Source organism: Paenibacillus sp. USDA918EY (genome assembly GCF_009870825.1).
In the GTDB taxonomy this organism is placed as follows: Bacteria; Bacillota; Bacilli; order Paenibacillales; family Paenibacillaceae; genus Paenibacillus_AQ; species Paenibacillus_AQ albilobatus.
Genome location: NZ_WTWY01000004.1, coordinates 155,088 through 167,961 on the forward strand (window position 1 = coordinate 155,088; position 12,874 = coordinate 167,961).

Here is a 12,874-nt window from a genome sequence, read left to right on the forward strand (position 1 = left end):
CCGGAACGTTTGTCACGATCCGCCGTAAATGATATATTATGAGTGATTGTGCAGCGTCCTCCAAGGTGTGCTTCTTATCCATCTTATCCGAAAGGTGTGTTAAGCCAGAATGAGCACGGAACCGAATGAGTTTGAACGCACGGAAATCGGCGAAATACAGATCGCGCCCGAAGTGATCGAAGTGATCGCGGGCCTGGCGACGGTAGAGGTCAAAGGCGTGGCCGGCATGAGCGGCGGGTTTGCCGGAGGCATCGCCGAACTGCTTGGCCGCAAAAACCTGTCCAAAGGCGTCAAGGTTGAAGTCGGCCAGCGCGAAGCGGCGGTGGACGTCTCCGTCATTATTGAATACGGGAACCGGCTTCCGCAAGTGGCGACCGAAATTCAGCGCAACGTCAAAAGATCGATCGAAATGATGACCGGCCTGAACGTGGTTGAAGTCAACGTGCATATCCATGACGTTCACTTCAAAAGCGCCGAAAGAACGGAAGACATCGATTTGACGCAGCAGCGCGTGAAATAACAATGAACCGAAGGAATGAGCCGGGGGAGAATGAGCCCCGGGTTCATTCCCTGCACGTAACCCCCGACAATTGTCGAGGGTTTACTCTAATTTAAGGAGGCTGCGCTGTTCGTGGCTAAAATACTGGATAGATTTTTGCTCTTTATTTACAGCTTGAGCATCGGAATCATAAGCGTATTTGCCATCCTCCGGTTAAGCGATTTGGTGCCAGGCTTGGGAGAATATCTCGATGCGGCTACGCTGCAAATAACGCTGCTGATCATCGCGGCCGTCTTGTTTTTGCTGAGCGTCCGTTTTTTCTATATTTCGATCCGGCGCGATCGCTCGCAGATCCCTTCGATCGACCAGCGTACCGAATACGGCGACATTCAAATTTCGGTCGAAACGATCGAAAATTTGTGCCTTAAGGCGGCGGCCCGCATCCGCGGGGCCAAAGATTTGAAGGCGCGGATCCGCGTAACCGAGGCCGGGCTTGAGATCATGATCCGGGCGGTCGTGGAAGGCGACGTTTCGATTCCGTCCATGACGACGGACATTCAGAAGCAGGTTCATGACTATCTTCAGGAAACGACGGGCATTCCGGTGTCGAACGTGGCCGTATATATCGCGAACGTCGCCCAGTCGACGACCGTGAAGAGCAGAGTGGAATAGAGGTGATCTTCCATGGCATTCTGGAAGGAAATATGGGAGAGTCACAGAGGACGGATCACCGGCATCGCCGGCGGCATCTTTTTTGGTTTGATTTACTTGATTGCGGGATTTTGGGATATGTTGTTCTTTGCATTGGTTGTGTTTATAGGATATACGGCCGGCAAGCGGAAAGACTTGCATGTAGAGTCTTTTTTTCGCTGGGACGAGATCAGGAAATGGCTTTCCGAGCGCTGGCGTCCTTTTAAATGAACCGTGATATGCTTTCTCCGGAAAAAAGAGCTGCAGCTGCATAATGCCCATTTTCTGGTGAAAGGTATCGCGGTTTTTTGCGGAAGAAAACCTATGCGCAAAACAAATTGCAACAATCCTTATACAGTAACCCATAATATATGTAAGAGCTACACATGACAGGTTCAGGAGGAACATAATGAAAAGACGTTTGGCAAGGGAAATCGTCGTGCAAAGTCTGTACCAAATGGAAATGAACGAGGTGGGCAGCGAAGAAGCGGTCAACATGCTGTTGGACGAAGCCGCCGAGGAAAACGATACGGAACGCGTCATTACCAACGAGATCGAATTAAAAGCGTACGTGCTGGATCTGGTCAACGGCATTTGGAGCCATAAACAAGCCATCGACGGCTTGCTGGAAAATTATTTGAAGGGCTGGCAGATCAGCCGCCTGTCGCGGGTCGACCGCCAAATTTTGCGTTTGGCCGCTTACGAGCTGCTTTACTCGGACGACGTTCCGGCCAAGGTTGCGGTCAACGAAGCGATCGAACTGTCCAAGCATTTCGGCACCGAAGAATCGGGCAAATTCGTTAACGGCGTTCTGGGGAACATGATTCGCGAAGTGGACAAGCTGAAAAACGGACTTTCGTAAGCCCCGGCTTTTTGTTTGTCGGAGGCTGGCCAACTTGTCCATAGATAATCCAAATACGGGGGAGAGAGTAGAATGACGGCAACCATTATTAGCGGTAAACAGGTATCCGAAGACATTCGCGGCCGGATTGCCGGCGAAGTGAAGGGATTGGCGGCCAAAGGCGTCGTTCCGGGACTTGCGGTCGTGTTGGTCGGGGAGGATCCGGCGTCCCAGGTTTACGTCCGCAACAAGGAAAAAGCATGCCATGATTTAGGGTTTTACTCCGAGGTTCACCGCCTGCCTGCCGAAACATCGCAAGCGCAGCTGCTTGCTTTGGTCGATGAGCTGAACCGCAAGGAAGCGATCGACGGCATATTGGTCCAGCTGCCACTGCCGGGACATATCGACGAGAAGGCGGTCATCAACGCGATTGCCGTCGGCAAAGACGTCGACGGATTCCATCCGGTCAATGTCGGGAACCTCGTCATCGGCGACGACAGCCTGCTCCCATGCACGCCGGCAGGGGTCATTGAATTGATCAAACGGGCGGGGATTTCGTTGTCCGGAAAACATGCCGTCGTCATCGGCCGGAGCAACATCGTCGGCAAGCCGGTATCCCTTCTCCTTCAGCGGGAAAACGCAACCGTCACGATGTGCCATTCCCGCACGGAAAACATGGCCGAGATCGCCCGCCAGGCGGATGTGCTTGTCGTCGCGATCGGCCGGGCGAATTTCATCGATGCGAGCTACGTCAAACCCGGCGCAGTCGTGATCGACGTCGGCATGAACCGGCTGGAGAACGGCAAGCTGGCGGGGGACGTCGATTTTGACAGCGTGAAGGAAGTGTGCGGCCCGATTACGCCCGTGCCCGGAGGCGTCGGACCGATGACCATTACGATGCTGATGCAAAATACGCTCATTGCGGCGAAACGTCATCACGGGCTTTCGTAAGAGAGGGGTTCTGCGATGGAACCGCAGCGTATTTTATCGATCAAGGATTTGAACCGGTATATCCGGATGAAACTCGATTCGGACCGGCTGTTGTCGGATGTATGGATTCGGGGCGAAATATCGAACTTCACGCATCATTCGAGCGGGCACATGTATTTCACCTTGAAGGATGAGGGGAGCCGGATTCGCGCCATCATGTTTGCTTCCCACAACCAGCGGCTGCCGTTCAAGCCGAAGGAGGGCGCCAAGGTTATTGCCCGAGGCAACGTAACGGTGTACGAACGGGACGGGCAATACCAGTTTTACGCGACGCATATGCAGCCGGACGGCATCGGCAGCTTGTATTTGGCGTTTGAGCAGCTGAAACAAAAGCTGGAGGAGGAAGGCTTGTTTGCCGCCGAACGCAAGCGGCCGATTCCCGAATTTCCGGAAACGATCGGCGTCATTACTTCGCCGACGGGCGCGGCCGTACGGGATATTATGATTACGCTCGGCCGGCGTTATCCTCAAGCAAGGGTGGTTCTGTATCCGGTCCTGGTACAGGGGAAAGGTGCGGCTGCTTCGATCGTGCGCGCCATCCGCGACATGAACGGCATGGACGAGGCGGACGTGCTGATCGTCGGCCGCGGCGGCGGTTCGCTGGAGGAATTATGGGCGTTTAACGAGGAGCCGGTGGCGCGGGCGATCCGCGAGTCCAACATTCCGGTCATCTCCGCCGTTGGCCATGAAACGGATTTTACGATCGCCGACTTTGCGGCCGATCTGAGGGCGGCGACGCCGACCGCGGCCGCCGAGCTGGCGGTTCCCCATGCCGCCGAGCTGAACGAGCGTTTGAGGCAGCTTGAACGGCTGCTCAGAGGTTTGCTGCTTGACCGGGTCAAGCGCAGCCGTCAGCAGCTTGCTTCGCTGCAGCGATCGCCGGCGCTCATGCATCCCCGGAGGTATTTGCTTCAGCATGCCGAACGCCTCGACATGCTGAACATGCGTTTGAACGCAAGCATGCGCGCGAAGGTGAATCAGAGCAAGGAAAAGAGGATGCGTATCCATCACGGCCTGATGCGGTTCCATCCGCAAGAGCAGCTGTCCTATGCCAAACAGCGGAGCGAGATCGGCCGCAAGCAGCTGGTGGCGCTCATGCAATCCGTCCTGAAAAACAAACAATCGCAGCTTCGGGAGTCGGTTCGCCATCTTGACGCTTTAAGCCCGCTCAAAGTGATGGCAAGGGGTTACAGCCTCGTATACGACGAGCGGGAGCAGCATCTCATCAAATCGATTAACGACGTACAGCCTGGGGATGTGGTCCAGATCAAAGTAAGCGACGGTCAACTTTCATGCCAGGTATGGGGAATGAAGGAGGATGGGCAAATTGACGGAAAAGGAAAATGAATTGAAATTCGAAGATGCCATGGTTCAGCTCGAGGACATCGTCGGAGAGCTCGAGCACGGGGACGTGCCTTTGGAAAAAGCGATCGAGTTGTTCCAGCAGGGAATGAAACTATCGCAGCTTTGCAGCCAGAAGCTGGAGCAAGTGGAACGGAAAATCGAAATGATCGTGGAAGAAAACGGCGAATTGCGCAAAAAGCCTTTCGGCAGTTCGCTTGATCCGGATGGCGGTGACGCGCTTGAGTAACCGCATCTCCTTCAGGGAATATCATCAAAACATCATCGAGCGGGTCACGAACAGACTGGAGGAGAGCCTTCCGGCAGCGTGGCGGATTCCGTCCTCGCTCCGGGAGGCGATGCTTTACTCATTGATGGCCGGCGGAAAACGGATGCGGCCGTTGCTTGTGATCGCCGCCTGCGAAGCGCTGAAGGGCAATACGGATGCGGCGCTTGATGCAGCGTGCGCGGTAGAGATGGTACATACCTACTCCTTGATCCATGACGACCTGCCTGCCATGGACAATGACGATTACCGGCGGGGCAAACTGACGAACCATAAGGTATTCGGGGAAGCCACGGCCATTTTGGCTGGCGACGGGCTCCTTACCCATGCCTTTTATTTGGTGGGCCGCATGGCTCCCCTTCACGGCGTTCCGGCCGAACGGGTGGTTCAAATGACGATGGATTTGTCGGAGATGGCGGGACCGAAAGGCATGGTCGGCGGCCAGGCGGCCGATATGGAAGGGGAGCAGGGATTGACGGAATTGTCCCAGCTTGAATATATCCATCTCCATAAAACAAGCGACTTGATTACGTTTTCGCTACTTGCCGGAGGACGGATTGCCGGGGCGGAAGAAGCCCAGCTGGAGGCGTTGCGCGCGTTTGGGCAAAAGCTTGGCCTGGCGTTCCAAATCCAGGACGACATTCTCGATATCGTCGGCGACGAAGCAAAGCTCGGAAAAAAAACGAAAAGCGACATGAAGCAGGAAAAGGTAACATATCCCTATTTTATCGGACTCGACGCTTCCCGGAGCGAAGTCAAAAGGCTTACGGCCGAAGCGAAGGAGGCGGTGCTCGGAGCCGGATTCCCCGATCCGTCGCGCCTGCTGGAAGCCGCCGACTATCTGATGAACCGGGATCATTGAACCGCAATCTTTTAGGATTGCAGCATGTTTTGTGATATAATGACGAAAAGAATCGCCTTCCGCCAGGAAAGCGCTAAACATATATATTGAAAAGAGGCTTTATGCATGGAAGCCGGACTTGAAGAATTGATTTTATTCTATAGAGGAAAGCGGGGAGATTGGCGTGCTGCTTCCACATATTAATCAGCCAGAACAAATCAAATCTCTATCGGTTGAAGAACTGGACCTTCTTGCGGATGAAATCCGCCGATTTCTGATCGAAAAGCTGTCGGTAACGGGAGGGCATCTGGCTTCAAACCTGGGAGTGGTGGAGCTCACGCTGGCCCTGCATTACTGCTACGACAGTCCACGTGACAAATTCATTTTCGACGTCGGCCATCAGGCTTACGTCCATAAAATGTTGACCGGGCGAATGGACCAGTTTGACACGCTTCGCAAATACAAAGGATTATGCGGATTCGTAAAACGCAACGAAAGCGAGCACGACGTATGGGAAGCCGGGCACAGCAGCACCTCGTTGTCCGCGGCGATGGGCATGGCGCTTGCCCGCGATTTTAAGGGCGAGAAGAACAAGGTTATCGCCGTCATCGGGGACGGGGCTTTGACGGGCGGCATGGCTTTCGAGGCATTGAACCATATTGGCCATGAGCAAAAGGATTTGATGGTCGTGCTGAACGACAACGAGATGTCCATCGCTCCGAACGTCGGAGCCATGCACAATTACTTGAGCAAAATCCGCTCCGACCGCCATTATTTGCGTGCAAAAGACGAGCTTGAAATGCTGCTCAAAAAAATTCCGGCCATCGGCAGCATGCTGGCGAAAACGGGCTCCCGCCTGAAAGAAAGCCTGAAATACATGATGGTGCCGGGCGTTCTGTTCGAAGAGCTGGGATTGACGTACCTCGGGCCGGTCGACGGGCACGATCTTCAGAAGCTGATCGAAACGTTCAAACAAGCCGACAACGTGCGCGGACCGGTGTTTGTGCACGTGTTGACGACGAAGGGCAAAGGTTACCAGCCTGCCGAAGCCGATTCCCATAAATGGCACGGCATTTCGCCGTACAAAATCGAATCCGGCAAAGAGCTGAAATCCGTCGGTCACCCGATGTACACCGACGTCTTCGGCAAAACGCTGATCGAGCTGGGCGAAAAGGATCCTCGGATCGTCGCGGTAACCCCGGCGATGCCGAAAGGGTCCGGGCTGATCGAATTCAGCGAAAAATTCCCGAGCCGAATGATCGACGTCGGGATCGCCGAACAGCATGCGGCTACGATGTGCGCCGCGCTCGCCATGGAAGGAATGAAGCCGGTGTTCGCCGTTTATTCGACGTTCATGCAGCGCGCGTACGACCAAATCGTCCATGACATTTGCCGTCAAAACGCCAACGTCATGTTCGCCATCGACCGGGCCGGATTCGTCGGGGCGGACGGCGAGACGCATCAAGGCGTGTTCGACGTCGCGTTTTTGCGGCATATTCCAAATATCGTGCTGATGATGCCGAAAGATGAAAACGAACTCCGGCATATGATGAAAACGGCGCTCGATTACGACGACGGTCCGATCGCTTACCGCTACCCGCGCATTAACGGGCTCGGCGTTCCGCTTGACGAGAAGCTGGTGCCGATTCCGATCGGTACCTGGGAAACGGTCCGGGAAGGCGAAGGTTACGCCGTGCTGGCCTCAGGTCCGATGGTTCAAGTCGCTTTGGAGGCTGCCGAGCAGCTGAAGCGGGAAGGAATTCAGCTTCGTGTCGTCAACGCGCGTTTCCTTAAGCCGCTTGATGAAGATATGCTGATCGAGCTGGCCAACAGCAATACAAATATGATCGTGCTGGAAGAAGCAAGCGAAAAGGGCAGCCTTGGCAGCGCCGTTCTCGAATTTTACGCTTCCAAGCATATTTTTGACACAAGGGTATCCCTGATGGGAGTCCCCGACCGCTTCATCGAACATGGAAGCGTCAAAGAACAACGCCAGGAAACCGGATTGACCGTCGAAGGCGTATGCGCCGAGGTCAAGAAGCTGATGGCTTTGCATTCCTTCGGCATGGGCAAAACCGGGTATACTTCATAGACGGAAGACAGTCAGGAGAAAAGCATGAATTCGCCAAAAGAACGGATTGACGTCCTGCTGGTGGAGCAGGGATTTTACGACAGCCGCGAAAAAGCCAAAGCCGCCATCATGGCCGGCTTGGTGCTTGCCAACGAGGAACGCATCGAAAAAGCGGGCATGAAGGTTCCAAGGGATACGGTCATCCGCGTTAAAGGAGCTGTTCATCCTTATGTAAGCCGCGGAGGATTAAAGCTCGAAAAAGCCATTCGGACGTTCGGACTCGACATGGAGGGCCGGGTGATGCTGGATATCGGTTCTTCCACCGGCGGGTTTACGGATTGCGCCCTTCAGCACGGCGCGGCATACGTCTATGCGATTGACGTCGGTTCGAACCAGCTCGACTGGTCCCTGCGCAACGACGATCGCGTCTGCGTAATGGAAAAAACGAATTTCCGTTACATGACGCCGGATGATTTGAAGGGGCCGGCGCCGGATTTTGCGAGCATCGATGTGTCCTTTATATCGCTGCGCATCATTTTGCCGCCGTTAAAAGCGCTGCTCAAGCGTCCGGGCGACGTCGCGGCGCTTATCAAACCCCAGTTTGAAGCCGGGAGGGAGAAGGTAGGCAAATCGGGCGTCGTCCGCGAGCCCGCCGTTCACCGCGAAGTGCTGATGAACATTTTAACCTTTGCCCATGAGCTCGGTTTCGAATTGAAGGGGCTGACCTATTCCCCGATTACGGGGGGAGAAGGGAACATCGAATTTTTGGCTCACTGGCATTTGCCGGATCGGGAAGCCCTTGCGGAATCAAGGTCGGCCGAAGAGTTTGAAGCAGAGCTTCAGCCCCTCGTTCATGACATCGTCGGACAAGCCGCGAACACGTTTACGGGAAACTCATCCAAGTGATGGGTTTCTTTTCGTTCCCGGATTTTTTATGAAAAAGCGAATTGAGAAGAACGTATGTTTGGTATATAATGGACTTGAAATTGATTATTTATGCGGTTCGCACGCATGTTTTAAAGGAATTGCATCCGGTTGCCGCGAATAGAACCATTGAGGTGATCGAAATGGAGGAACGGGCGGACTGGCTCGTCATGCTTCTTATCGGATTGCTGCTTTTGGTTTGGATCGCATACGGTCTGAGAACGTGGTTGTTCAGGCCGCTGCCGGTCCGCGTGCCGGATATGCCCATAAACGAAAACATTCCCGAACATCCGGCGTTGGATCTCCTGGAGAAGGCGGGATACGAGGTGCTCGGCGGGAAGATCAAAATCCCGTTGGTGTTTGACGTCGACGGGGAAGATTTTCACAGCCGATTGTTTATCGACTTTATCGCAAGAAACGATGAGAACGTGCTTTACCTGGTCAAGGTGGCCCGGAGCCGGCTGCCGATGGATTGGACGGGAAGTGCGATCCGGGACCGTCTGCTGCCTTATTTTCTGCTTTATCCGGGCTGCGGCGGCGTGTTGTACGTAGACGTGGACAACGACGAGGTTGCCTGCATCCATTTTGACTGGGATGAAGAGGACGCTTATGGATATGATGAATAAATAGAAGCAATTTACCAGGAGGTATGTATGAAAGGACAACGACATATCAAGATCCGAGAAATCATTACACAACAGGACATCGAAACCCAGGACGAGCTGGTCGAAGCGCTGCGGGCCGCCGGTTTTCAAGTGACCCAGGCGACGGTATCGCGGGATATCAAGGAACTGCTTTTGATCAAGGTGCCGATGGACGACGGAAGATACAAATATTCGCTCCCGACGGACCAGCGCTACAATCCGATCCAAAAGCTGAAGCGGGCGCTCGTGGACAATTTCGTCCATATCGACTACACCAACAATTTGGTCGTCATGAAATGTTTGCCGGGCACGGCGAATGCGATCGCAGTCCTTCTCGACAATATGGAATGGAACCAGATCATGGGCACCATTTGCGGCGACGACACGATATTGATGATTTGCCGCACCAACGAGGACAGCAAAAGCTTGGTCGAGCTGATCATGAGCTATATTTCGTAAGGCGATTCGGGGAATATTTTGGGGGTGTTTTAATCCATGCTGCTGACATTAAGCATTCGGAATTTGGCCGTCATCGAAGCGGTCGACGTATCTTTTCATGCGGGTTTTCATGTTCTTTCAGGGGAGACGGGCGCAGGGAAATCGATTGTTATCGATGCGCTGGGCTTGATTGCGGGCGGCCGGGGCTCGGCCGAACTGATCCGGTACGGCTGCGACAAAGCCGAAATTGAAGCCAGCTTCGAGCTTCAGCCCAATCATCCCGTATGGGAGTCGCTTGCGCAGATGGGCGTTCAGGCCGATCCCGAGGAACACTTGATCATTCGCCGGGAGGTGAACCAGCAGGGAAAAAGCACCGCCCGGATCAACGGACAGCTTGTCAACTTGACGATGCTTCGGGAAATCGGGGAGCAGCTGATTAATATCCACGGTCAGCACGAGCATCAGAACCTGATGCGGTCCGATCGCCACTTGCATCTTCTCGATACTTACGGCGAAGCCGTCATCGGTCCCGTGAAGCGGAAGTATCAGGAGCAGTATGCCGCCTTTTCGGCCGTCGAAAAGGAGTACAAAGAGCTGATGCTGAACAGCCAGAAAACGTACCAGATGCTGGATCTGTACCGTTTTCAGCTGGAGGAAATTTCGGCCGCTTCCTTAAAGTCCGGCGAGGATGAATGGTTGACGGAAGAACGGGTCAAGCTATCCCATAGCGAGAAAATGATGGATTCGGTTTCGGGCGCTTACGACCTGGTTTTCGGCGAAAAGGGACTGGGAGCGATCAGTACGGCCGTAACCCGTCTTGAAGACGTGGCACAGTATGACGAAAAAGAACTGAAACCTATATTGGAGCAGCTTCAATCGGCGTATTACCAGCTGGAGGATGTTGCTTTTCAGCTCAGAAATTACCGGGATGACATCGAATTCAATCCGGAACGCCTCGACGAGGTCGAAGAAAGATTGGATCTGATCGCTTCCTTGCGCCGAAAGTACGGGGAAAGCGTCGATGAAATTCTCGCGTATTACAACAATATATTGCAGGAAACCAATGCGCTCGAAAACAAGGATGAACGTTTGGAGCAGCTGAAAACTCGCCGCGACGAATTGCTTGCCGACTTGCTCGAAGCTGCACAGGAGCTCAGCGAGGCACGCAAAATGTGCGCCGCAGACTTGGCCGGCCAGGTTGAAAAGGAGCTGAAGGATCTTCATATGGAGCGGACTTCGCTGGAGGTTCGTTTTGACCGGATCGAAGATCCGAAAGGAGCCGAAGTGGACGGACGGAAAATCAAATTGACCCGGCAAGGAATCGATACCGCCGAATTCATGATTTCCCCGAACCCCGGCGAGCCGCTGCGCCCGTTGAGCAAAATCGCTTCCGGCGGCGAGCTTTCCCGGATGATGCTTGCCATGAAAAGCATTTTCGCCAGGCATGACCGCATTCCGGTGCTTATTTTTGACGAAGTGGACACGGGGGTCAGCGGAAGGGCGGCCCAATCGATTGCCGAAAAACTTGATAAGCTCGCAGAAAACTGCCAGGTATTTTCCATTACGCATTTGCCGCAAGTGGCCTGCATGGCGGATCATCAATATTTGATCGAAAAACATATCGAAGGCGAACGGACGATGACGCGGGTCGAGGAGCTTTCCGATCAGGGTCGGGTGGAAGAGCTTGCGCGCATGCTCGGCGGCGTCGAAATTACCGAAAAAACGCTCCACCATGCCCAAGAAATGTTGAAGCTGGCGGAGGAGCGGAAAGCCGTCAAAACCGCACCAGCGTAATGATTGACAGTAATAAAAGCCTTGAGGCAGGGCAATCTTAAAGGTACGCAATTGGCGACCACCTTTTCGTCAAGCGAAAGAAGCAAAAGGGAGCGTGACAGCCATTGAACTCCAGCCTCAGGAATAAAATGCTCGGTCTTTTCATTGTCTTCTTTCTGTGTTTTTTCAGCACCACCGCACCTGTCAAGAGTTTTGCATCCATTCCCAGCGAGATTAGGATGTTTGCCGGCGACACGAACTCCATTCAACTGGCGATGCCGGTGGCGGCGCAAGCGACGGTGGATCGTCCCGAAGTGCTGCACCTGAATGGATCCGCTTCTTCATCGCTTAAGGTTTCTCCGCAGCATCCGCTTCAGCTGATGCCCCAACAAAGCGGCAGCGCCAAATTAACATTCAAGCTGTTTGGCAAAATTCCGCTCAAAACCGTGAATGTCCACGTCATACCCGGTCTCAAAGTGATCCCCGGCGGTCAAACGATCGGCGTAAAGGTCAAGTCGGCGGGCATTTTGGTGGTGGGGCATCATCTGGTGCACGTGGATCCGACAACAAGAGTATCCCCAGGCGAGAATGCCGGAATTCAGCTCGGCGATTTGATGACGCATTTTAACGGCGAACCGCTCAAAGATATCTCCAAGGTCGCCCAAGTCGTCGAGGAAGCGGGAAACAGCAAAAAACCTCTCGAGATTACGTTTAAGCGCGGGGACAAGGTCATGAAAACGAAATTAACCCCGGCGTATGACCAAAGCGAGCAGAAATGGAGACTTGGTCTTTATATCCGCGATTCCGCAGCGGGGGTCGGCACGTTAACTTTTTATGCTCCAGATCAAGGGGTTTACGGCGCATTGGGCCATGTTATTACTGATATGAACACGCAGACGCCGATTACGGTTGGCAGCGGGCAAATCCTGCAGTCCAGCGTGACCTCGATTTCCAAATCGCAAGACGGGGAACCGGGGGAAAAAAGAGCTCATTTTTTGAAGGATGGCAAAATTTTAGGGAGCATCGAACGAAATACGCATTTCGGCATTTTCGGAAAAATGAGCAAAAATCCCGAATACAGTCTTTATAAAGAAGGTATACCCGTAGGATTTGCGCAGGACGTTAAAGAAGGGCCGGCCGAAATTTTAACCGTCGTCGACGGGCAGCAGGTCGAAAAATTCAAGGTGAACATCGTCCATGTCGCCAAACAGGACACGCCGGCCACAAAAGGTTTGGTTATCCGCATCACCGATCCGAGGCTTATCGAAAAAACGGGCGGCATCGTGCAGGGGATGAGCGGAAGCCCAATCGTGCAGAACGGAAAGCTGATCGGGGCGGTAACCCACGTGTTCGTCAATGATCCAAAGTCGGGATACGGCTGCTTCATCGAATGGATGCTGCAGGATTCCGGCGTCATACCTCAAAGGAATGCAACGAATCTTAAGGCGAGTTAGCCTTAAGATTTTTTGTCGTTTTTGGCAGAAAATGCGTGGATTTTGAATAAAAATATTTATTATAAATCAAATCCAAAAAAAA

The 12,874-nt window shown here is 53.6% G+C and carries 14 protein-coding genes; all 14 read left to right on the forward strand.

The window, feature by feature from the left end:
• The first annotated feature begins 109 nt into the window (after nucleotides 1-109).
• Complete coding sequence (locus GQY55_RS10660; protein WP_160041060.1) at nucleotides 110-520, forward strand: Asp23/Gls24 family envelope stress response protein; 411 nt, start codon at nucleotides 110-112, stop codon at nucleotides 518-520.
• 111 nt (nucleotides 521-631) lie between these two features.
• Nucleotides 632-1,171, forward strand: coding sequence for an alkaline shock response membrane anchor protein AmaP (amaP, locus tag GQY55_RS10665; protein WP_160041062.1), 540 nt, complete (start codon nucleotides 632-634; stop codon nucleotides 1,169-1,171).
• A gap of 12 nt (nucleotides 1,172-1,183) precedes the next feature.
• On the forward strand, nucleotides 1,184-1,420 hold the full coding sequence (locus GQY55_RS10670) for a DUF2273 domain-containing protein (protein ID WP_160041064.1): 237 nt from the start codon (nucleotides 1,184-1,186) through the stop codon (nucleotides 1,418-1,420).
• 178 nt (nucleotides 1,421-1,598) lie between these two features.
• Complete coding sequence (gene nusB, locus GQY55_RS10675) at nucleotides 1,599-2,051, forward strand: transcription antitermination factor NusB (RefSeq protein WP_160041066.1); 453 nt, start codon at nucleotides 1,599-1,601, stop codon at nucleotides 2,049-2,051.
• Between the two features lie 72 nt (nucleotides 2,052-2,123).
• On the forward strand, nucleotides 2,124-2,981 hold the full coding sequence (gene folD / locus GQY55_RS10680; protein ID WP_160041068.1) for a bifunctional methylenetetrahydrofolate dehydrogenase/methenyltetrahydrofolate cyclohydrolase FolD: 858 nt from the start codon (nucleotides 2,124-2,126) through the stop codon (nucleotides 2,979-2,981).
• Between the two features lie 15 nt (nucleotides 2,982-2,996).
• Nucleotides 2,997-4,367: an exodeoxyribonuclease VII large subunit gene (xseA, locus tag GQY55_RS10685; protein WP_160041070.1), complete on the forward strand. Its 1,371-nt coding sequence runs from the start codon at nucleotides 2,997-2,999 to the stop codon at nucleotides 4,365-4,367.
• Nucleotides 4,348-4,611, forward strand: a complete 264-nt coding sequence (gene xseB, locus GQY55_RS10690) for an exodeoxyribonuclease VII small subunit (RefSeq protein WP_268895005.1) — start codon at nucleotides 4,348-4,350, stop codon at nucleotides 4,609-4,611. The genes xseA and xseB overlap by 20 nt, the downstream gene beginning before the upstream one ends.
• On the forward strand, nucleotides 4,589-5,509 hold the full coding sequence (locus tag GQY55_RS10695) for a polyprenyl synthetase family protein (protein WP_160041576.1): 921 nt from the start codon (nucleotides 4,589-4,591) through the stop codon (nucleotides 5,507-5,509). The genes xseB and GQY55_RS10695 overlap by 23 nt, the downstream gene beginning before the upstream one ends.
• 163 nt (nucleotides 5,510-5,672) lie before the next feature.
• Complete coding sequence (dxs, locus tag GQY55_RS10700; protein ID WP_160041074.1) at nucleotides 5,673-7,580, forward strand: 1-deoxy-D-xylulose-5-phosphate synthase; 1,908 nt, start codon at nucleotides 5,673-5,675, stop codon at nucleotides 7,578-7,580.
• A 24-nt stretch (nucleotides 7,581-7,604) separates the two neighbouring features.
• A complete protein-coding gene (locus tag GQY55_RS10705; RefSeq protein WP_160041076.1) occupies nucleotides 7,605-8,465 on the forward strand; it encodes a TlyA family RNA methyltransferase in 861 nt (286 codons plus the stop codon).
• A 74-nt stretch (nucleotides 8,466-8,539) separates the two neighbouring features.
• Nucleotides 8,540-9,109, forward strand: a complete 570-nt coding sequence (locus GQY55_RS10710; protein WP_236575532.1) for a hypothetical protein — start codon at nucleotides 8,540-8,542, stop codon at nucleotides 9,107-9,109.
• A 27-nt stretch (nucleotides 9,110-9,136) separates the two neighbouring features.
• On the forward strand, nucleotides 9,137-9,586 hold the full coding sequence (ahrC, locus tag GQY55_RS10715; RefSeq protein ID WP_160041078.1) for a transcriptional regulator AhrC/ArgR: 450 nt from the start codon (nucleotides 9,137-9,139) through the stop codon (nucleotides 9,584-9,586).
• Between the two features lie 36 nt (nucleotides 9,587-9,622).
• Nucleotides 9,623-11,359, forward strand: coding sequence for a DNA repair protein RecN (recN, locus tag GQY55_RS10720; RefSeq protein WP_160041080.1), 1,737 nt, complete (start codon nucleotides 9,623-9,625; stop codon nucleotides 11,357-11,359).
• A gap of 104 nt (nucleotides 11,360-11,463) precedes the next feature.
• Nucleotides 11,464-12,792 (forward strand): SpoIVB peptidase, encoded by a 1,329-nt coding sequence (gene spoIVB, locus GQY55_RS10725; RefSeq protein WP_160041082.1) that lies wholly within the window; start codon nucleotides 11,464-11,466, stop codon nucleotides 12,790-12,792.
• The last annotated feature ends 82 nt before the right edge of the window (nucleotides 12,793-12,874 follow it).

What these genes read in the sequence shown, in the direction of transcription:
- GQY55_RS10670 (WP_160041064.1), top strand. Translation starts at nt 1,184, where the DNA reads ATGGCATTCTGGAAGGAAATATGGGAGAGTCACAGAGGACGGATCACC.
- xseA (WP_160041070.1), top strand. Translation starts at nt 2,997, where the DNA reads ATGGAACCGCAGCGTATTTTATCGATCAAGGATTTGAACCGGTATATC.
- GQY55_RS10660 (WP_160041060.1), top strand. Translation starts at nt 110, where the DNA reads ATGAGCACGGAACCGAATGAGTTTGAACGCACGGAAATCGGCGAAATA.
- nusB (WP_160041066.1), top strand. Translation starts at nt 1,599, where the DNA reads ATGAAAAGACGTTTGGCAAGGGAAATCGTCGTGCAAAGTCTGTACCAA.
- GQY55_RS10705 (WP_160041076.1), top strand. Translation starts at nt 7,605, where the DNA reads ATGAATTCGCCAAAAGAACGGATTGACGTCCTGCTGGTGGAGCAGGGA.
- ahrC (WP_160041078.1), top strand. Translation starts at nt 9,137, where the DNA reads ATGAAAGGACAACGACATATCAAGATCCGAGAAATCATTACACAACAG.
- recN (WP_160041080.1), top strand. Translation starts at nt 9,623, where the DNA reads ATGCTGCTGACATTAAGCATTCGGAATTTGGCCGTCATCGAAGCGGTC.
- folD (WP_160041068.1), top strand. Translation starts at nt 2,124, where the DNA reads ATGACGGCAACCATTATTAGCGGTAAACAGGTATCCGAAGACATTCGC.
- GQY55_RS10695 (WP_160041576.1), top strand. Translation starts at nt 4,589, where the DNA reads ATGGCGGTGACGCGCTTGAGTAACCGCATCTCCTTCAGGGAATATCAT.